This window comes from Paenibacillus alginolyticus DSM 5050 = NBRC 15375, assembly GCF_000422905.1.
Classification (GTDB): Bacteria; Bacillota; Bacilli; order Paenibacillales; family NBRC-103111; genus Paenibacillus_E; species Paenibacillus_E alginolyticus.
Genome location: NZ_AUGY01000028.1, coordinates 1 through 18,502, shown reverse-complemented (window position 1 = coordinate 18,502; position 18,502 = coordinate 1). Strand labels below are relative to the sequence as shown.

Genomic DNA, 18,502 nt, shown 5'->3' with positions numbered 1-18,502 from the left:
CCATTAAATTCGAGGGAATTTCTTTTTCAGTGCTTCTTCCACCTCAGCCGGAACTAGATCTTCCACCGGTCCGTGAAATTTAGCAATCTCTTTCACAATACTTGAGCTCAAGTACGAGAACTGAGGCTTCGAAGTCATGAAGAAAGTTTCTACATCTGGATTCAACTTGTGATTCGTAGAAGCCATCTGCAATTCATACTCAAAGTCAGAGACCGCCCGAAGTCCGCGAACAATTAGACGCACATTGCGAGCTTTCATATAATTGACCATCAAATCCCTAAAGCCGTCCACCTCTACATTGGGCAGATCCTTGGTTACCTTCCGAATGAGCTCCATCCGTTCTTCCAATGTGAACAGAGGGTTCTTGGACGTGTTATTCAGTACAGCTACAATCAACTTATCAAACACCTTTGCCGCTCTATGTATAATGTCAAGATGGCCGTGTGTAACAGGATCAAAACTGCCTGGATAAACGGCAACTGTAATACCATGTTCTTGCCTCATCATGCTGTTCATCTCCTTAAAACTTGCTCATATTTATTCTGCTGATCCTTTGTAAATCGTGACAGCGGTATCTCCGTAATCGGATCTCCGCTGCTGCTTAAATCCACCGATCGTATCCTCGAGGACATCCTTAGCATCGTGTTCCACAACGATCGTGGCATTCATTGGAACGATCGACTGCTCTTCCATCGTGCTTATTAGCTCCGCGATAAATTTCATTTTGTACGGAGGATCGAGGAAAACGAGTTCAAATCGCTGCTCCCGCTTCGCTAACGCTTTCAACGCCCGCGTGGCATCCGTTCGGTAAATCTCAGCTTGGTCCTTGAAACCTGCGATAACTAAATTGTGCCCAATCGTGTCGATACTTTTCTTCTCAATATCAATGAAGACTGCCTTATCCATCCCTCGGCTAAGTGCTTCAATCCCGAGTCCACCGGTACCTGCGAATAGATCAAGTACTTGTCCTCCATCAAAATAAGGACCGATCATACTGAAGATCGCTTCCTTCACTTTATCCGTTGTTGGCCGCGTGCTGGTACCGGGTACAGCTTTTAACGACCTGCCTTTGGCTGTGCCTGAAATCACTCTCATCTTACGTATTTCCCTTCTAGCTGGCTCATTCTTTTGCTATCGTACCACAAGCTCTAATCGGACACAAAAACTTTATCCCTGTGATGTATAAATTTTCCGTAAAAAGGTCATCCTTGAACTATCGACATCAGAGAATGTCGTAGACAACCGCGGAGAAGACTTACGTTTCCCCATAAGCTCTTCGTCCGGTTTCTCCTCTCCCATGAGACGGCCTGTAAAAGGGCCGTCGTTATTAATTTATGGTACAGTTTTCTAAAACCCTTATTATATGAGGGTTTTCAATATACAACAGTTGCTTATATCAAATTGTAACAGAAGTGTTTTTCAGATTTGGGGACCATTTGGGGACCGAAAATCTAAAAATAAATTGAAAGATCGTTGGCCCCCATAAAGGTTCCAAACGATCTTCTTCTTGTTTTTAAAGACCATAATATATTAAAAATGGATTTCCAGTTCTTCCTCAACTTCAAGTTGGTTTTCTAAAGCCATCTGTGTATATATTTCAACTGTTTGATCTAAGTCTTCAAATGATACAGCTAAAGCATATGGCACACTTGAATTAATATCCTTATTCCAACCTAAATGGCCTATTACCGCTAAACAGAATTTTTCTCCAAGATCATAAGACTTAACAATCGCCCAATCCTTTTGGACCGTACCACTATTCCGATGAAATCCTTTCACAATCCCATGATTTCCTTGTTTTCCAATAGACCATTTAATTTTAGAACTACCTTCTTCAAATTCATCTTCATCTGAACTCACGTCATCTGAAGCTATTTCCAACATTCTGGAAGCAAAGGAAGTTGATGATTCATCTAGCTTCGAAACTTCCCACTCTAACCAGGTGGAAAGGTACCTTTGACGATTCCTTCTTGTTCGCCTTGGCTGTGCCTTGTAAGACAAAGTAACATCAATACGAATATCATATGAATTTCCCGGTCTTCTCAACTCTTCAGGAATCTTAACTTCATAAATGTGCACTTGTTTGCCTTTAATTTGAACATCACCAGTAGTTATTAAAGTTATCCTATTGGGGGAATTTTCAGTTGAACGGATAACGTCTGGAATACCATAACCAATGTGTCTAATTACATTATTTTTATCGCCCCTGTTACTCGCCCAATTAGGCCATCTTGCCGATTGTATTAATAATGCTCTGTATAGTAGTGTAGATTCATTCGGAAATGCTTGTTGAATATGGGCTAAGATACTAGAAACTTTGGGAGTAGAAAACGATGTTCCTACTTTATCCTTTCTCACGGTAGCTCCCCCGTTTAAGGTCGAACTAACAAGTTCAGGACTTAAATCATCCCGCAGTAAAATGTTACTTGGATTTCCATTATCAAAGGCGTAACATCCGCCAAACTCTACAACTTCTGGTTTAATTGAATTCCATATTCCCGGACCAGTACAAGAAAACGATGAGGGTTCATTTTCTTTTGAAAAAGAGGTGTACAACCCTACCAATTCAGATAAACCTATGGATCCAACTGTTACTGCCTGAAGACTCTGAGACGGGCTTGCTATTCTACTCGATGATTCAAGTAGATAATCAGGGTATAAACGACCATTCTGAACATGTTCGCTAATACTTAATCGTATTAATGATCTGTATCGAGAACTTTTTGGTAGATTTCCTGCAGAAACAACAAAAAGTATATCTTTTTCCCAGGATAATTGATCGAGTTGTGCTGCCCAAGCACTCATATGGACTATTCTAGACGGATGGTTACTATTTATCGAATGATTATAAATTCTTGTATTTTTCTCCCCATAATAAAAGTGATCTACAATTTCTCTAACAACTTTTGGCGGAAATAAACTAGCGGGCATACTATTATTTCCATCCAAGATTCTTGCATTTTGTATCCAGCAATGAAATTCAACATTTCCTTGCTTTGGAACTTGTCTAGGATATAAAATTGCTCCAGCAACAGATGTACCATGACCTCCATTTTGAACATAATCCGCTACATCTGTAGAACTACCAATCCAACTTCTAGACGCACTATCATCCAACGCTGATCTAAGAAAAGGATGTCTTTCCTGAATACCACTATCAATAACACACACTGCTGGTGCATCTTCTGCAGGTTCTTTGAATGTTAAATTGCCTGAGACTACTTCTTCTTGAGAGTTTTCCGAAATATCATACTCTATACTGTCTGCTTCCGAAATATCAAAAACGTAAGGGTAATTTTCGACTATATCGATCAAGCCTTTAGCGTTTATACGTATTTTTAGTGTAAAACAATCGGGTAAGCTTGTCTCAGAATTATGTTCCCCTTCCATGTACCCTGATAAATCCTCACCACCATAGAAATTAACAACTTTCATCAACTGAGAATATCTTGTATCTGCTAAGTCATCCCATTTTTGATAAATAGCATCCCTCTTTGTTTCCCACTTTTCTACAGCCTTACGATAATCCTCTTCAGTTTTATAACTCTTTTTACGTTTACTTGGATGTTCAGGAACGTCATCCATCCCCATACATGCAACGCCAACTTCTACAACAAAAATATGGTTCGGGTTAAACGGCCATTCTTTCCTTAATTCTTCAGATAGTATTCTGTCGAACCTCCAAGAAATACCGTTTATTATATTCCACAGTCCTGCAACATCATGTTGACTTCCCGCAGCAAATTTTTTTATTTTTTCTGCCAGAGTCCCTAAGGATATTTCAGTAGAGGAACCAATTATAAACCCGTCTTCAAATTCACCAATAACCTCTATACCATAGGCCCTGAGTTTTTCTAATGAAAAATCTCTTGTATCTAATTGCAAAAAAATAGACAACGCACCAGGCATTTCTGGCAGGTTGTCTAGTTGTCTCTTTTCTGTGCTGTGTAACCAATCCTGAGTGATTAGATGTCGTGAATTCTCTAAGTTTTTATAATGACTGTTCCTATTTAGAAGATTATCTGCTGTTTGCTGCTTTTTTGGTATTACTCTAGGCTTTGGCTTCTTTTGAGGTGCATTTTTTACAAGTGATAGTTTAATATGCTGGAATGGGTTTGACATGTCTTCTTAGTTAACTCCTCTATTTTCGGCGATTGCTGACAGTAGCACTTTTTGTGTTACTAATTCAGATGAATCAAGTATTACTTTTTTAGCCGCATCACCAGATGCTCTTACTATTTGAGCGGCAGAGAAACCCTCTGCTTCCTTCAATAAAATGTTCCAATCAAAGCGTTCAGTTTTCATACCCGAAAGCGTTACAACAATAATCTGTTTCAATTCCTCAGGACCAGGTTTAGGAATTTCGATACTATCGTCAAATCGTCTCCATATCGCGGCGTCAATTTGATCATTCAAGTTTGTTGCAGCAACTAAAAGCCCGGGAGACTCGTACTCATCCAGCAATTGCAAAAAACTGTTTACTACACGCTTAATTTCTCCAACATCTTGGTCCATTGTTCTAGATTTTGCGATTGAATCGAATTCATCAAAAAACAAAATACAAGGTGAATGGGCAGCTGAATCAAAAATAGAACGAAGATTAGAAGCTGTTTCACCGAGATATGAAGAAATTAAAGAATCGAATCTTACCTTTATCAATGGCAAGCCGGTTCTCCAAGCTAATCTTTGTGCCCCTAATGTCTTCCCACAGCCTGGAGGCCCAAAAAGCAATATTTTTTTTCTTGGAGTAAATCCATACAATGCTAAACGTTCTCTGGCCGCGTATTCTTTTTCAATTCTAATAAACTTTTCTTCAACTGTATTAGGCAAGATCATGTCATGCTGTAGCTTATCACTTGGTATATATGTTGCAAGGGGCGTTTCATATCTCTTACTCTTTGGTAATACTGACATTGAATTTGTATTCATTTCAAAAGTTGCTTCTGGCTTTATCAATCGGCCGCTAGCTAACATTGCGTTTGACAGCTCTTTAGCTAACTGTGTATGCCCTTTTTTTAGTTCATCATCAATAATTGCTTGAGCTATCTTTTGAAGATCGTCGTTACTGCCGATGTTAATTGCTTTGAACAGACGTTTAAGCAAGGTTCCGTTCATGTACTCCCCTCCTTTCCAAAAGATGTTCTAAATTTATTATACAATTTATATGATCATACAACCTGGGCCAATTCCCTTTATTTACCTATCCGGGCGGTTTTTAATTTAACATAGCTTAGAAAGGCTACTCTCGTCAATCGTTACAACTTAAATCATAGCCATATTCGACAGAAAATGCTTAATTCCTTGTATTTATACTAGATTTACCACAGATTAGTTTTCTCAGACAGCCAACATTGTATGTAGTTCCAGTCAGTGTCGGCTTTCTTGCACCTGTTAATTCCTCAATCTTCATGACACTATAAACGTTGTTCTTCTGTGACGTCTTCAGCCTACCACCGTAACGGCCTCTTCCGCTCCAAGCTTCTTAATTTCATCATGTGAACTAGATAACAGCCCAAGGAGGCGCGCTACCTGGTTTGGGTACTTCCCCGGTAAATACCGCGTCGGCTAGTACCCTGTCAATAATAATCATTGCAGATAAAGGGTCGTCTAAGTGTTTCGTATCGGTCTGCTGCCCTACTGGGCCTACCAGTTCGCCTTCCAGGTTAGCCGCTTCGGTTAATACCATGCATATAGCCTGGCCGTTCCCGGTTAAGCTGCCGTCTTTCCAGGCTACGTTAACTTCGTGGCCTTGAATAGTACCCTTCGCTTCGAATCTCATATTACAGAACCTACTTCCCCTTTATTCATAAAGCTAACTTAAGGCTTCCAGTTATGTGAATTCTAGTACTTAAAAAATAACTACTTAGTAGTAGTAAAGATGTCTTTACTATTATACACGCTATTTTTTATACCGTCATATTGTTATCTAAAGTTAATGGTGTTATCTAGAGATAAATCTAGCGGTATGCGTTGGCGTACTGTACTCTAGCATAAAAAGGAGTTGAATATTCATGCCAACAAATAAACTGCCTATACCTATCGAACGTATAAAGCAACTGGCCTACTTACCTTGTAAGCTAACAGAACTTTCGTATGTAAACGAAGAAGCCGCATTTCAGTTGCTGCGGGCATGGGGTGAAGGTAGGATGCCCATTACCCACCTTTGGAATGAAACCCTAATAGCCATAGACGAGGGGAAATCCAATGTCTCGGAATATTAAAGGAATGAGAACACCACCTTCAAACTATCCATGGCCGATTGACTGGGAACTAGTTCATATGACGGCCTATTTGCCAGTTAAATTAGCGGAACTATCCTACCGCGACCAGGAAGCCGCCATTGGTTATTTACGTGACTGGGGCGCGAAGAAAAAAGAGGTTCCCCAACTATGGGATGAAGTAACAGCAGCATTAGCCATGTATACAAAAGCCCCGTAATAGACCAGGAATTTCAGCAATTGTATTAAATATTTAGAACAACAAATAAGAAAGGCGGGATACACAATGCAAAAAGTAAATGATGGTTTCCCGATTGATGTCGAATTACTTCACCAAATGGAGTACTTACCTGTTAAGTTAGCCGAACTAGCTGAAAAGAACCCAGCCGGGGCACTAGAACTTCTAAAAGCCTGGGGAAATCGCACGAAGCCTATAAGGCACTTATGGAATAACACTTTAAAACTTATAGAACAGCACAGTCATGATTAATCGCAAGCTGCGGCTGAAAACCATGACGCGGAAGCAGTAAATTAATTAGCGTACCAGGCTAAACGAAAGCCGCGTAGCGGGGCTGTATCCCGTCCTACGCGGCTTTGAATTTTCCTGTAAGTTAAGTTGTTTGCATATGATGAACATAACTGCCGTTGTCCGATTGCTGCAATTGTTGCGTTTGCATGTGTACCGCTGCTTCTGGGGCCTTTTCTTCTTTAACCGTTACATTCGGCGTACTGCGTACCGGGTGCAGCTTTGTTTCGGGGTGTGCTTCCTCCAGGGCTGCTTTTCTTATTTTCCCTAGGTCTTCGTGGTAAGCGTTCTGATAAACCCAGGCCCATTCCTTGAAGTCCGATTCTGACAATGCTTCGGAGCCGAAAAGACCGTATCTTACTTCTTTGCCAGTGTAACGAAGTACGGCGCTTGCTGTGCTGTGCTGGATATGCTCTAAAGTTTTATTTACTTCGTGCATCTTGACAAGCACAGTAGCTAATTTTCCCAGGTAGGCCTGCCTATGCTGGGCCATGTCGTTTAGGTGGGGCTGGAATTCCTCTCGAAGCAGGCTACCGTCTGCGATTTTGCGGCGAATTTCCCCCTGGACGTTCATAAAGGCTACCGCCATGCCGTCCGGGTACGGCTTCTTTCCAGCATCCAGCTTTGCCTGTAGACGTTGCAGTTTCGTTTCCATGATAGTTACCATTCCCTGAGCCTTGGCTACATCTGCGGCCAGTTCCGGGTTCTCCAGGGCTTCTTCCAGCAGGCTATTATACCGCTGGCGGGCTTGCTCCACTTCCGCAGCTGCTGCTGCCAGTTGTCCGTTGTCCATCCCCTGTGCGGCGTCAAACGCCTTAATACTCTCTACCATTTCTTCATACGCTCTAATCATGGTTAAATTCCCCCTACTTTGGATTTATTTTAATTGCTACCGTTGTCCAGGTCTTTCGCCTTTTCAGGCGAGTAGAATAAATTCGGTTCAGTTGCGGCCAGGTGCTTTAACGCCCTGTTTACGCTGGTCGGATTCAATTCGTCCTGGTCAATGTACTCCAGTAATTCTGCGTATTCCCGGTCTTCCAGCGCCAGTACAACTTGCTTCATGTGAATCGGATTAAGTGTAGCAGCTTGCTTTAGCACCGCATTTTCTAATAAAATTCTTTTTTCTTTCATTTTCAGATACCCTCCTGTGTTTCGGATTAAATTAATGCTGCCTTATTACTACTGCTCAAAAGGGCCGTTGCATTTTTAGCCTGATTATAAAGTTCGTTTATAAATTCTTGGTACAATTGTTTTCCGTCCATGCCTTCCGCTGCGTTTATGTTTATGTCCCCGATATTGAACACTGGGGCTAATGCTTCTGCCTTCGCTGGCGGGGCTACCACGGCGTTTACCTGGTTAGGGGTGATGTTTGTACCCGCATTAGAGAATGCGCCGCCTACGGCATCTTGTAGCATCCCAGCTTTCATATCGACGCCAGCCGATAGAGTCGTCATGATAGCGCCCCCGCTGTACGTTAACTGCGAAAGCGGCCCCTTCTTCGCGTCGGAGAATGGAAGAAATTCGCGTACTTTTTCCATTACGCCCTTAATCGCATTTACCGGGGCCATTGCCATACTTTTTATACCGTCTACCAGCGTCGTAATGATAGCTTTACCCGAATCATAGAACAGGCTACCCAGGCCGCCTAGGAAGTCTATAATACCGTTCCATATGCCTTCGAAAATGGTTTTTATACCATCCCAGGCCATTTTCCAGTCACCAGTAAGCAACCCTAGAGCCGTTTGTATAATCCCGGATATAATCGCCCAGGCGGTACTTATAATGCTGCTGATCGTCGTCCAGATAAATTTTATAACGGCCATGATTACCTTAAAGGCCCCTACGATTATCGAAGTAATGACTTGCAGCGCCGCCATAATATAAGGCCCCATAGCCGCCCACCAGAATTGTAAGAAGACGAAGGCAGCCCCCGCGACTTTCACTACTGCGGGCCATATTACCGCCGCCCAATTTAGTACAGCCGTAAACGCCTTAATAATCCCGGTTACGACACTCATTACGACGGGCAGTACAGCGCCTACCATGCTGGTTATAGCTTTACCGATAATTAGAATAGCGGGCCATAGGATGTTAGAGAATGCCCAGGCTGCGCCTTTTACTAAGCCCAGTATTACAGGTATTACCGTAGGAAGTACGGCCTTGAAAAGATTGTACAGGGTCATACCGAAGGGCTTAATTACCGCCCATAGCTGCATAAAGGTATTTTTACCTACAGTCAGCAGCTGCGTAAGTACAGGCAGTACGTTTGCTTTAACGTAATCGAAGGATGTTACAATAGCTGCCTTTATCATCGGCCAGTATTTAATGGCCTGGGATTGAAGCCAGCTGAAGGCAGCTACCAGCGAATTGATTACAGTAATCGCAGTAGACTTTATCGTCGGCCAGTATTTAATCGCTTGCTGCTGTATCCATGCCCAGCCTTTCGCCAGCTGATCGGCCATAAACCGGGCAGCGGTAACGACTTTCCATACGGCTACGTTAAAGTTACGGCTAAATCCCATATCCATAAGGCGGGTCGGGTCGGATTTCGTAAAAATGTCAGCAATAGCCTGGCCGAAATGCTTAGTTACATCCCATATTTCCAGTAGCTTCTTTTTAGAACCGTCTATACCGCCGTTCATTTTGATAAAAAGCCCGATAAGAAGGCCGACGCCTAAGATAATCCAGCCTACCGGGTTAGTCAGCATTGTTACATTCAGTAGTTTCATAGCTATACTTGCAGTCGTAAGCGCCGTCTTTAAGCCGCCTAGACCGACGGCAAACGCAGCTAATGAGTAGCCCAGCGTCTGGATAACGGGCTGCCACTTCGCCCAGTTGCTTCTAATCCCATTTATTATAGGGCTTGCTATGGCCCACATCCCCCGGAAAGCTGCGCGTAACACCTTCCCGGCGTAGGCCATTTCATTACCGACTACGGCCCCGACTTTGTGTACTTTGCCTATAAAGTGGTCTATGCTACCGTCGTTTTGCAGCTGGTTAAGAGTGTTTAAGAATCCTTCCAGCTGCTTTTTACTTCGGTCAAAAAGTGGCTTACCCAGGTTTCGGCCCAGGCTTCCCATAAAGTCCGAAGCGTTCGAAAGCATTCCCTTAAAACTTTTAGCCTGCATTGCCATACCGCCCTGGAATCGTTTTTCCATAAGCGAGAATAGCGCCGCGTTAAAGCCTTGCATATCGGTTATGCTGCCCTTACTATCTATCGGGTTACTTCCCAGCAGCTTCGCCTGTTCTTGTATCATGCCTTTTGTAATACCGAATTCTTTTAATCTTTCTACTTCCCCGGTCTGTGCATCGGCTACAGCTTCGACGGCCTGCATTAAATCTTTACCCATTACCGAAGCCATATCACCGACGACGCCCAGCGTCTTCTGTGCGCTTATTCCGTACGAAGCCATTTTCGTAGTCGCTTCGACAATTTGAGGAATTTCGAAGGGGGTCTGTGTAGCAAATTTATTAGCCCAGGCCAGCGTCTTCGTCGCTTCTTCTGCGCTCCCCATTACGACGGTTAACGTATTTTGGTAGGTTTCCATATCGGCGTTAGCGCCTACAAGCCAGTCGAAGCCCTTTTTAGCTGCCACCATGCCGCCCAGGGCTACTGCTGCCGCCCCAACCGCAGAAGTTAAGCCTGTGGCGCTGCGCGTCGCTGCCGCCATCCCATCCCGGAAGCTGTTTGTATTCCGTGTCGCTTCCCGAATCCCCCGCGTAAAGTCGTTATCAAAATAATTAAGACGAATACCCATTGTAAATTCGCGTGACATTTTCCATCACCACCATAAAGTTAGAATCGGTTTGACCTATAAACCGTCAAGGCTCTACGCCGACTGTTAACCACCAGCCGTAGAGGTCGCCGACCTAACCCAATGGTCGTGGGTCTTGCAGAAGTAAAGACTTCTTTATTTCTTGGCAACTTTACAACGTTAACGAGTTATCAATTCCGCAAGTCGTTTGTAGCCTGGCGCAGCTTGCAGGCTTTCCTTTTCTTCGGCAGCGCCGCCGTTTATTGCCCGGTATATGAATTCTTCGCCCTGCTCCAGTCCCCGGACAAATACGGGCCGCCTTACGTTAAGTTTGCGTAGGGCTTCTTTCTGTAGGATCGGTCTGATATATGTAAACCGAACGCAATAATAAGAAAAGGACATTTCCTTCCGCAGCTGCTCCAGCGCATCGTCCAACATAATTTTATTCAGCCGCCCGCCGCTTACTACTCCGTCGGTGTTCTTCGGGCCGCTACTTCCCGGTATAGCATCGTAAGGCCTGTCACCAGCAGCCAGGGATTCGTAATTCTCCAACCAGCGCTTTATGTTCCTCTTCGAAATGTAGCCCTCTATCCGCATGCTAGCCCCCATTTCCACCGATTTGCCCCAGACATATGTATAAAATATCTGATTTTGTACATATGTCTGGAAAACTTTTCCCCAAATTCAGGCAAATTTGACCGTAGCAGGCGTTTTAGCTTCCGTGGAACAATGCAATAAACGCCCAAAAACCGACACTAACGAACTTCGTTTTTCTCGTGTTTTCTCCGTTTTACGCGGTTACTTACTTTGCGTTTTCCGTGGTTAAACGCTTCTGCGCCGGGCCGCCCCAGGAAATACTTACCTTGCCCCTTGAAGCTGCGCGAAGCTCTGCGTTAATCGCGCCCAGCAAGTCGTCTCCTTGATCGGAATTAAGCCTGGCGTGTTTCTCTACCATGCGGCTCAGGGTATTTAATGCCCGGTCTAGCGTTCTGTCTTCCAGGCTTCCAGCGTGGTAGAAGCTGCGCGCCCCTTCGCCTTCGGAATAGTAAACCTTCGTCATGCTGTCGGCGTACCGTTCCGCGTCTTCTGGGGTGCGATTCGCTACCCAGCGTTCGACTTCTTCCAGGTGCTTTTCGCCGCAGCGGTTACAATAGCCCGGCTTCTGTTCCAGGTCGCCCCGTACGTGGAAACCGTCACAGTCGGGCGCTGTACAGCGGTACTTTACGTACTTTTCGGCCAGCTTGCGCTTATAGTACGAATCCCATTTACGCCGCCAGTCCGCTAAATAAACGGCTATCTTCGCTTTCTGTAAATAGATCTCATCCTCTAAACTTAATGACTTTACCGCACGCTGTTCCTCGTAGGCTATACGTTCCGCTGGACTTAATACGTTGCTGTAGAATCCGTGCTTCCTGGAATTTGCCGCAGCTGCGGCCTTGCCTTCTTCTGTCTTCGGCCCGGTACTTAGTCCGGCACAAAATTTACACCTGCCCCAGCCTGTGTGATTTGTCCCCATGCCCGCCCGATTTCTACATCTTGCCTTAACACGTTTGCGCTGCGCACCACACGCGAGAATTCGGCGTCCCTGCCTTTCGATAATCCAGTTTTTTTCGTCAGCCGAAGGATGGAATTTCGCTTTTTCCTCTGTCTCTGAATCAACCATTGCATATCACCTCCCCCCCAGTGATGAATCTAGCTGGGAAGCTTATACATCGAATATGCCGTTTTCTATGTCCTGCATATGCAGTTCAAAGTGATCAGGGTCGTATGGATATAGATCCGGATCGTTTTCTAACATATCGGCCCAATGCTTTTTCTCAATCTCAATTCTACGCTCTAAGTACCAGGCAGAGCGTGTCCGTAGATCGGTTAAAGCTTCGATTACCTGACGCCGGGCTTCGCGCTTTTCGCTTTCTACCGACATAAGACGGCTGATCGCCTTGTCATAAAGTCTTAGTTTGGCTAAGTATTCTTTTCTAGCGGACCCTGTTAGAAGGTTGGCATACCGGGGAAATGCTGAATTAAATACAGATGCCTCCAACCTGGCCTGCGCAGCTGCTAAACGCTTCTCATGAAGCTGCAACTTAGCATCGGCGGAACTAGCTACCAGCGTGGTAACATCGTCTAATTCTTGCCGCATTAAGTACCGGATTTCTTCGTCGAACGTCATTGCTTAAAACCCCTTTCTTAAGTTCGTTCCGTAAAGTGGGCCTGCGGCGCCCGGAAGGCGGAGTTTCCCTACACCTTACACAAGTTCTTATACCATTCCTTACGCCTTTTCAGCCTTCCGGTGTAATGATAAAAAACCAGTCGTATCAAGGGTTTAGAGCACTTTCACAGACGAACCTTACACACTTACACCATTTTTTCTGCGTATGCGTATATTACAGTTAAAAATAAAATTAATTCATATCTAACACCCCCCTCATATCACAGATGAGATTTATATAAATACCCATATATATTATTTTTAGGTGTAATAGGTGTAAGGTTCATATAACAATTGTGATAGTGCCTTATATACCAATGGTTTTCAGCCTTACACCTTTCTGCGTTTTAGGTATAAGGTTGGTTTAAGTAGGGGTAAGATCATCGAATCCAAGTGCCGCGTAAGTGAATTGGTACATTCGCTGCGTAATTTTCACTGGTGGATACCAGGTAGCTTTAGTCGATTTCCCTTTGGGGTCCGGGTTTATGTAACCCTTGTCCCGCCATTCGGTAGAACAACGGCGAATATCATAATCCCTAAGTTCCAGGATTTCCTTTGCACGTTCCGGGAACATGGCTACGAATTTTTCTTTTTCATTCCACACCCCCGGAACGTTCCTGCCGAAGTCGCTATTGCTGCCGACTATGTAAAACTCGTTTCGGTTCGATACAATCCACTCTCGCAGTACGTCCAGCGCCTTATCGTAATAGGGCCGGGTATCCATCGTTTCCCGCGATTCATTTAAGCAGATGCCTATATCCTGTTCGATCTTTTCCTGACCCAGCCCCAGCCCAAGGGCTTCGTCGGCTAGAACACCAGCCATTAGAACAGCGATATACGCTTTATTCATGCGGCTAACCTTATTATCCAAGTCGGCGGTCTGCTGTATGGCTTCTTCCTGCATGTCCATGAAGTCCCGCCGCCACTCATCCCAGCGCTCCCGGTTAGCAATTAGATATTCGATAAACCGCCTGCCTGCGTGTCCGTAATGCTCCAGTATGGCGCGTTCGATTTGGTGCGCCAGCAGCGGGTTTTTCTCAGCCAGCGGCGAACCGTTTTTCTCGATTACGCGGGCCGCAATGCCGCCCTGGGGCTTTAACCCTGTGATAGACGTTTCGCTGGTAATGAACCATACCGTTCTTATTTGCTTAACCTTCCGCGAACCGTTCGATATGTCGCCCTTCGGACTGGTCTGCCCCATTTCGACATTATGCAGGGCAGCTGCAATATCGGCCCGCGCTTCGTGTGCGTCTTGCAGGAAATACGGCAAATGCCTAGAAACTGCCAGCCCCTTTTCCAGCCTATCGTTCGTCATTCCCCTACCCTGCTGTAATATGCTAGGGTCTTCGCCTTTATAATTCGGGTTCCCCCACACACTGACGGCGATTTGGTCTGTTAACGTCTTGCCTTCGCTAGATTCGCCCCAGTTTGCCAGCGCATAACCGTTCGTTCGCAGTATCGGCAGAAGTGGTGGCAGGAAAGCCTGGTACAATTTGAACATGGACCAGGGCTTATTCCCGATCAGCCGTGTTAGCTGCTTCCAACCTTCGAAGGTCCCGCTTATCGTAAAGCCGTCGGCCAGTTGTTGTTCCCCAGTCCCTGGCGCTTTGAAAATAACGTCCTGGCTACCTATTACGTCATTACCGATTACGAAGCTGCTGTAACCTTCGGACCAACCGAAATGCTCTACGAAGCGCTGTTCCTCGGTTTCCTGGGCGTAGGCAGCCGCGTAGTCCCGTAGATATTTGATAACGTCCCTGGCGTTATCTTCGCCTATATCGAAGCCATGCCCGGCTAGTTCTGTAATAATGCCCCGCCGGGTCGAAATGCCTTCCCTAGATACGTGTACCGATATCTGGCGGCCCCGTACCGTCTTAAACCCAATATCCCAGTATTCAAGACCCGACTGTTCCGCAATAAGCACTTTTTGAATCGTTGGTGCGGTTCGGGTTATCAGGATATTCTGCCAGCCTTCTTCCAAAAGTTTACGGCGGCACAGGCAACCGTTCGCATCAATTACCCAGTCCCTTCTCAGCGTATTTTCCCTCTTCGGCTGGGCAACAGCTGTACCCGACTTAACCAGGCGAAGTTGAGACATCTCCAGGTTTATAGCCTTTTCTATGTCACGCAGCGGAAGCCCGTACTGCTTTAGGTCGATCTTCACCTTAGCGAAATCAGCCGGGGCCTTATCTTGCAGCAGGGCTAGAGCGCCTATCATTTCACCGCCCAGGGCCGCCTTCTTATCGCCTGCGGCTACCTTTCCCATAGTGTCGGCTACCGTCTGCCGGGCTGCTGCCAGGCGTTCTTCGGGCAATTCCGTACCCGTTACGGCCTTCTGTATTGTCATTTCCCCGTATTTCAGTTCGCCTCGGTATTCGTCCCATTTTGGACGATACAGCTTCGTCTGCCTAAACATGCGGTCAATGCGCTGTTCGTCCTTTTTGGTGAACCAGGCAAGGTATGCGCATAGGGCAAGGTCTGCCGCAGAATGGTCCCCGTTATACCCGGATAGATCGCCGTCGTACAGGGCGTGGATACTTTCCTCGGCTTCACTTTCAAACATAGCCTGCCATACTTCCTCATCTGTGATGCTATCGGGCAATTTATTCACAGGAGGCGTATTAGGCTTTGGCGGTTTTACTTCCTTCACTCCTAGGTAATCGTAATACAACCGTTCAACCGCTTCCTGGCGTTCTTCTATGACAGTAGGTAGCCCCGGTACGTGGTTCCCGGTCAGTGTTAAAAAGCGAGTGCTGGTATGGTCGTAAATCTCTAGGTTATGCCCGGCCTTTCGCTCGTTTTTTCCCGGCTTCTTACCTTTCACGAATACCCTGTAGCCGTTACCCGACGGGCTTACTTCCGTATAGCTATCCAGACTACGGATAATACCGTCGACTTTGTCTTTCCAGCCGTCGATCTTGTCCAGGTCCACACCTACGAAAGGGTCGTTTTCACTGAAACAGAAGCCTATACCATCGAAACTGCCCGTGCAGTAGGCTTCCGCTGCTGTGGCAAACGTCGTCCAGGTATTCGGTCGGTTCGTACTTGCATTTCTTCCGTCGGTCTGCTTCGGTACTTTCGTTGCTTTCTCGTTGCGCGTTTCATACTCCCATACAACCCACTGTTTCAGCGATTTCAATTCTGTTGGGATATTATCAAAACTTGCTACGGTCCGCTGTTTTTGTGGTATAATTGGTGTAGCCAGTTCCGTAGTTATTAGGTCGCCCTGTTCGGGGCGGCCTTTCTCTTTTTCTTTCATAGCTGATCTCCCCTAAAAATTAAGTTCTACCTCCTTATGCCTGGCTCACCGCCGCCAGTAGGTTCCCGGTTAACCTCTCACCGTAAGGCTTTCTTTTTATTAAGTCTCCTAGGGGGCTAAAAAGCTGGAAGACCTGTATCAGTTCCCTATTCATTCACGCCGCCCATTTGTTCAATTCGGCTTCGATTTCTGTTTCCAATTTCCTTACAGCTTCGTCCAGGTTGTTCGGGTCAAAACCAAGGGCCTGGATTTTCTCCCGAATACGCTGCATTTCTTCCTCCGCTGCCCGCTTTTCACGTTCCGCTTGCTTCCGTTCCTGCTTTACCTTTACCAATTGTTCTGCTTGTTGTTCAAGTGTTGACGGCTTCATTGGTAGTTCTCCCTTCAAATTTAGAAATAATTGCGTCGCGTTCCTTGCGCAGCTGGGCCGGGTGGTATATATATCCCGGTGTATGATGTACTGCCTTCCCGGTTTACAATCAGTTCCTTTGCCAGCGCGACATGCTCCCGCGTGATTTCAGTTAGACGGTCGCCGTATTCGCTGTCTACGGCCAGCCATACAGCGCGGCGGCTGTATTCCATATGCTTCCCTCCATAAATGCGTTTAGCAGTTGCTAATGCTCGCCTTTTCTTGCTTCTCAAGCCAGTCGGTTAAAGTATCCCGACGGAATAAAATGAGACGGCCAGCTGGTCGGATATGCGGGATTTTGCCTTGTCGAACCAACTCATAGATTTTCGTCCGTTTCAAGCCCAGGAAATCAGCAGCTTCTTCGGGTGTTAATGTGATTCTCTCCATTTCCAACCTCTCCATTTCATTTTGGTAGTAAAGTTTTAAACTAAAATTGTCATTTGGTAATTTTACAATAACACAGTAGATGCAACTAGGCAATGATAAAATTGTCTAAATGGTAATATATTAAAGTTAATTATTTACCTTTTGGTTGTATTGCTGTATAGTAAGTTTTAATTAAATCTATTTCAAAGGAGTTGAGCAGTTCGCGTATGGAGAACTTAAAAGGTTTCGGGGATTTTGTGAAAACATTGCGTAAGAAAAGGGGCTACACGTTAAAGCAGTTGGCCGAACTTTCGGGGGTAAGTGATGCGCAGATTTCTAGGATTGAAAACGGTTCTAGGGGCGTACCGAAACTTGAAAACTTGAAGAATCTGGCTAAAGCGCTGGACGTTCCCGCTGATAGCTTGCTTGAGAAAGCCGGGTTGATTAAAAAGTCAGATTCCAACTTTGAAGACGCCGCTATGCTTGCCGGGGCGCTCGACACCCGGTTTTATGAGAACGACCAGGAAGTAGAAAAATATTTTGCACATGAAATAACTAAGTTCGCCGACATGGAGAGCAACAAATTCAAGGAAATTTTTTTACAGCCCTTATGGTTAACCGCCCAAAATTATGGAATGCACATAACCACAGAAAACTTCACACCCCGTACTTATATTGATGGGGTACTATCCCTTGATAGCCGTAGGCGCATGTTATTAAACTTGGAACTGGGGCGATTGGAATATGACTGGGAACGTGAAACGTCTCTGTTAAATTTAGAGGATTTGCTTAAACTTCCAAATATCGGTTATGGAAATAAGAAGCTAAGCCAAAACGACTGCCAGCGTGTAGAATCTATGCTCCAGCTGTTATTTAAGGGGGAAGGTTAAAAATGGCGACTATTGAAAACCGCGGTAAAGGTTCGTACCGTCTTACAGTAGAATTAGGCTACGGCCCAGATGGAAAACGAATTCGGCGCAGAAAGATGATACATGCGAAGGATTTCTGTAAAGAGGATTTAGGAAAGCGGGAATTACAGAAAGAACTCGAAAAATTTTCAGCGGAAGTACAAACAGGCCAGTACATTGATCTTGAAAAAATGCATTTCGAATCCTTCGTACGTGAGTGGCAAAAGCGGTTCGTAGAAAAGAAGCTGGAGGAAAAGACTCAGCAGAACTACAACAACATTGTAGAAAAACGCATTATACCGCATTTCGGCAGCATGAATATGGAGAAGATAAAGTCTTTACACGTTATGGATTTTATAGACAAGCTGGGGAACGACGGCTTAGGGTCTAATTCCATTGTAAAATACTATCGGGTCCTAAAAAGCATTTTTCACTGGGCAAAGGAATGGAAAATAATAAAGGACAACCCTATGGAGGGGGTCCCGAAGCCAAAAGAAATCGACTATGACGCAGACATATACAGTGTTTTGTCAAGTGAAATTCCCTGGTTTTATCAACAGCTTTTCCCTGGTATAATCATCGGTTTTTCCCTGGTTTTATCATCAGGAATTCCCTGGTTTTATCATGAAATTCCCTGGTTTTATCATGAAATTCCCTGTGGAATTTCCAGTTAATCGGTCACTTTTGACGCATTAATGCGTGCTTAAGGCGGTAACTTTCTCCTTCAAAAACAATGAGCTGTCCGTGATGAGCAAGACGGTCAATCATCGCCGCAGCCATCTGGTCGTCGGTGAAGATGCCTCCCCACTTGGAGAATTCGAGATTGGTCGTAATGATGAGGCTTCGTCGTTC

Annotated in this window: 21 protein-coding genes; 5 read left to right on the top strand and 16 right to left on the bottom strand. The window is 45.2% G+C overall.

Annotated features, from left to right (window positions below):
• Positions 1-3: 3 nt before the first annotated feature.
• The 5 genes from coaD to G519_RS0114455 all read right to left on the bottom strand — a co-directional run bounded on the left by coaD (position 4) and on the right by G519_RS0114455 (position 5,779).
• The gene (coaD, locus tag G519_RS0114475; RefSeq protein WP_029195317.1) at positions 4-507 is read right to left on the bottom strand and encodes a pantetheine-phosphate adenylyltransferase; all 504 of its coding nucleotides are present in this window, start codon (positions 505-507) and stop codon (positions 4-6) included.
• Between the two features lie 30 nt (positions 508-537).
• The gene (gene rsmD / locus G519_RS0114470; RefSeq protein WP_029195316.1) at positions 538-1,095 is read right to left on the bottom strand and encodes a 16S rRNA (guanine(966)-N(2))-methyltransferase RsmD; all 558 of its coding nucleotides are present in this window, start codon (positions 1,093-1,095) and stop codon (positions 538-540) included.
• Between the two features lie 435 nt (positions 1,096-1,530).
• On the bottom strand, positions 1,531-4,122 hold the full coding sequence (locus G519_RS0114465; protein ID WP_029195315.1) for a S8 family peptidase: 2,592 nt from the start codon (positions 4,120-4,122) through the stop codon (positions 1,531-1,533).
• A gap of 6 nt (positions 4,123-4,128) precedes the next feature.
• Complete coding sequence (locus tag G519_RS0114460; RefSeq protein WP_029195314.1) at positions 4,129-5,115, bottom strand: AAA family ATPase; 987 nt, start codon at positions 5,113-5,115, stop codon at positions 4,129-4,131.
• A 385-nt stretch (positions 5,116-5,500) separates the two neighbouring features.
• Entirely contained in the window at positions 5,501-5,779 is a 279-nt protein-coding gene (locus tag G519_RS0114455; RefSeq protein WP_029195313.1) for a hypothetical protein, read from the bottom strand.
• A gap of 232 nt (positions 5,780-6,011) precedes the next feature.
• Between G519_RS0114455 and G519_RS0114450 the strand changes: the two genes are divergently transcribed.
• The 3 genes from G519_RS0114450 (at position 6,012) to G519_RS0114440 (ending at position 6,708) form a co-directional block, all read left to right on the top strand.
• Positions 6,012-6,221, top strand: coding sequence for a hypothetical protein (locus G519_RS0114450; RefSeq protein ID WP_029195312.1), 210 nt, complete (start codon positions 6,012-6,014; stop codon positions 6,219-6,221).
• Positions 6,205-6,438, top strand: coding sequence for a hypothetical protein (locus G519_RS0114445; RefSeq protein ID WP_029195311.1), 234 nt, complete (start codon positions 6,205-6,207; stop codon positions 6,436-6,438). Before G519_RS0114450 ends, G519_RS0114445 begins: the two co-directional genes overlap by 17 nt.
• A gap of 66 nt (positions 6,439-6,504) precedes the next feature.
• Positions 6,505-6,708 (top strand): hypothetical protein, encoded by a 204-nt coding sequence (locus tag G519_RS0114440; protein WP_029195310.1) that lies wholly within the window; start codon positions 6,505-6,507, stop codon positions 6,706-6,708.
• Positions 6,709-6,829: 121 nt separating this feature from the next.
• Here G519_RS0114440 and G519_RS0114435 read toward each other — a convergent pair whose 3' ends face one another.
• From G519_RS0114435 to G519_RS0114385, 10 genes are all read right to left on the bottom strand, one after another.
• Positions 6,830-7,597 (bottom strand): hypothetical protein, encoded by a 768-nt coding sequence (locus tag G519_RS0114435; protein ID WP_029195309.1) that lies wholly within the window; start codon positions 7,595-7,597, stop codon positions 6,830-6,832.
• Between the two features lie 29 nt (positions 7,598-7,626).
• Positions 7,627-7,875, bottom strand: a complete 249-nt coding sequence (locus G519_RS0114430) for a hypothetical protein (protein ID WP_029195308.1) — start codon at positions 7,873-7,875, stop codon at positions 7,627-7,629.
• Between the two features lie 26 nt (positions 7,876-7,901).
• Positions 7,902-10,520 (bottom strand): hypothetical protein, encoded by a 2,619-nt coding sequence (locus G519_RS47460; protein ID WP_029195307.1) that lies wholly within the window; start codon positions 10,518-10,520, stop codon positions 7,902-7,904.
• A gap of 159 nt (positions 10,521-10,679) precedes the next feature.
• Positions 10,680-11,108, bottom strand: a complete 429-nt coding sequence (locus G519_RS43025) for a hypothetical protein (protein ID WP_127528205.1) — start codon at positions 11,106-11,108, stop codon at positions 10,680-10,682.
• Positions 11,109-11,301: 193 nt separating this feature from the next.
• Positions 11,302-12,162: a hypothetical protein gene (locus tag G519_RS47455; RefSeq protein ID WP_051253397.1), complete on the bottom strand. Its 861-nt coding sequence runs from the start codon at positions 12,160-12,162 to the stop codon at positions 11,302-11,304.
• A 42-nt stretch (positions 12,163-12,204) separates the two neighbouring features.
• Positions 12,205-12,669 (bottom strand): hypothetical protein, encoded by a 465-nt coding sequence (locus tag G519_RS0114410; RefSeq protein ID WP_029195306.1) that lies wholly within the window; start codon positions 12,667-12,669, stop codon positions 12,205-12,207.
• A 403-nt stretch (positions 12,670-13,072) separates the two neighbouring features.
• Positions 13,073-15,967: a phage NrS-1 polymerase family protein gene (locus G519_RS47450; RefSeq protein WP_051253396.1), complete on the bottom strand. Its 2,895-nt coding sequence runs from the start codon at positions 15,965-15,967 to the stop codon at positions 13,073-13,075.
• Between the two features lie 154 nt (positions 15,968-16,121).
• On the bottom strand, positions 16,122-16,337 hold the full coding sequence (locus tag G519_RS0114395) for a hypothetical protein (protein WP_029195305.1): 216 nt from the start codon (positions 16,335-16,337) through the stop codon (positions 16,122-16,124).
• A gap of 20 nt (positions 16,338-16,357) precedes the next feature.
• Positions 16,358-16,549 (bottom strand): hypothetical protein, encoded by a 192-nt coding sequence (locus tag G519_RS43010; protein ID WP_244280116.1) that lies wholly within the window; start codon positions 16,547-16,549, stop codon positions 16,358-16,360.
• Between the two features lie 22 nt (positions 16,550-16,571).
• Complete coding sequence (locus G519_RS0114385; RefSeq protein ID WP_029195304.1) at positions 16,572-16,763, bottom strand: helix-turn-helix domain-containing protein; 192 nt, start codon at positions 16,761-16,763, stop codon at positions 16,572-16,574.
• 206 nt (positions 16,764-16,969) lie between these two features.
• Here G519_RS0114385 and G519_RS48445 point away from each other — a divergent pair, with 206 nt between their 5' ends.
• Positions 16,970-17,632, top strand: coding sequence for a helix-turn-helix domain-containing protein (locus G519_RS48445; RefSeq protein WP_064743457.1), 663 nt, complete (start codon positions 16,970-16,972; stop codon positions 17,630-17,632).
• Between the two features lie 2 nt (positions 17,633-17,634).
• Complete coding sequence (locus G519_RS43000; RefSeq protein ID WP_051253395.1) at positions 17,635-18,324, top strand: site-specific integrase; 690 nt, start codon at positions 17,635-17,637, stop codon at positions 18,322-18,324.
• A gap of 4 nt (positions 18,325-18,328) precedes the next feature.
• On the opposite strand, the gene G519_RS42995 is transcribed toward G519_RS43000, so the two are convergent.
• On the bottom strand, positions 18,329-18,502 hold a 174-nt coding region (locus tag G519_RS42995), incomplete at its 5' end, for an ATP-binding protein (RefSeq protein WP_036632961.1).

Coding starts and splice junctions, on each gene's coding strand:
- G519_RS43000 (WP_051253395.1), top strand. CDS start 17,635: ATGGCGACTATTGAAAACCGCGGTAAAGGTTCGTACCGTCTTACAGTA.
- G519_RS47460 (WP_029195307.1), bottom strand. CDS start 10,520: ATGTCACGCGAATTTACAATGGGTATTCGTCTTAATTATTTTGATAAC.
- G519_RS0114410 (WP_029195306.1), bottom strand. CDS start 12,669: ATGACGTTCGACGAAGAAATCCGGTACTTAATGCGGCAAGAATTAGAC.
- coaD (WP_029195317.1), bottom strand. CDS start 507: ATGATGAGGCAAGAACATGGTATTACAGTTGCCGTTTATCCAGGCAGT.
- G519_RS0114430 (WP_029195308.1), bottom strand. CDS start 7,875: ATGAAAGAAAAAAGAATTTTATTAGAAAATGCGGTGCTAAAGCAAGCT.
- G519_RS47450 (WP_051253396.1), bottom strand. CDS start 15,967: ATGAAAGAAAAAGAGAAAGGCCGCCCCGAACAGGGCGACCTAATAACT.
- G519_RS0114455 (WP_029195313.1), bottom strand. CDS start 5,779: ATGAGATTCGAAGCGAAGGGTACTATTCAAGGCCACGAAGTTAACGTA.
- rsmD (WP_029195316.1), bottom strand. CDS start 1,095: ATGAGAGTGATTTCAGGCACAGCCAAAGGCAGGTCGTTAAAAGCTGTA.
- G519_RS0114445 (WP_029195311.1), top strand. CDS start 6,205: ATGTCTCGGAATATTAAAGGAATGAGAACACCACCTTCAAACTATCCA.
- G519_RS0114395 (WP_029195305.1), bottom strand. CDS start 16,337: ATGAAGCCGTCAACACTTGAACAACAAGCAGAACAATTGGTAAAGGTA.
- G519_RS0114460 (WP_029195314.1), bottom strand. CDS start 5,115: ATGAACGGAACCTTGCTTAAACGTCTGTTCAAAGCAATTAACATCGGC.
- G519_RS0114435 (WP_029195309.1), bottom strand. CDS start 7,597: ATGATTAGAGCGTATGAAGAAATGGTAGAGAGTATTAAGGCGTTTGAC.
- G519_RS0114450 (WP_029195312.1), top strand. CDS start 6,012: ATGCCAACAAATAAACTGCCTATACCTATCGAACGTATAAAGCAACTG.
- G519_RS0114385 (WP_029195304.1), bottom strand. CDS start 16,763: ATGGAGAGAATCACATTAACACCCGAAGAAGCTGCTGATTTCCTGGGC.
- G519_RS0114465 (WP_029195315.1), bottom strand. CDS start 4,122: ATGTCAAACCCATTCCAGCATATTAAACTATCACTTGTAAAAAATGCA.
- G519_RS43025 (WP_127528205.1), bottom strand. CDS start 11,108: ATGGGGGCTAGCATGCGGATAGAGGGCTACATTTCGAAGAGGAACATA.
- G519_RS0114440 (WP_029195310.1), top strand. CDS start 6,505: ATGCAAAAAGTAAATGATGGTTTCCCGATTGATGTCGAATTACTTCAC.
- G519_RS48445 (WP_064743457.1), top strand. CDS start 16,970: ATGGAGAACTTAAAAGGTTTCGGGGATTTTGTGAAAACATTGCGTAAG.
- G519_RS43010 (WP_244280116.1), bottom strand. CDS start 16,549: ATGGAATACAGCCGCCGCGCTGTATGGCTGGCCGTAGACAGCGAATAC.
- G519_RS47455 (WP_051253397.1), bottom strand. CDS start 12,162: ATGGTTGATTCAGAGACAGAGGAAAAAGCGAAATTCCATCCTTCGGCT.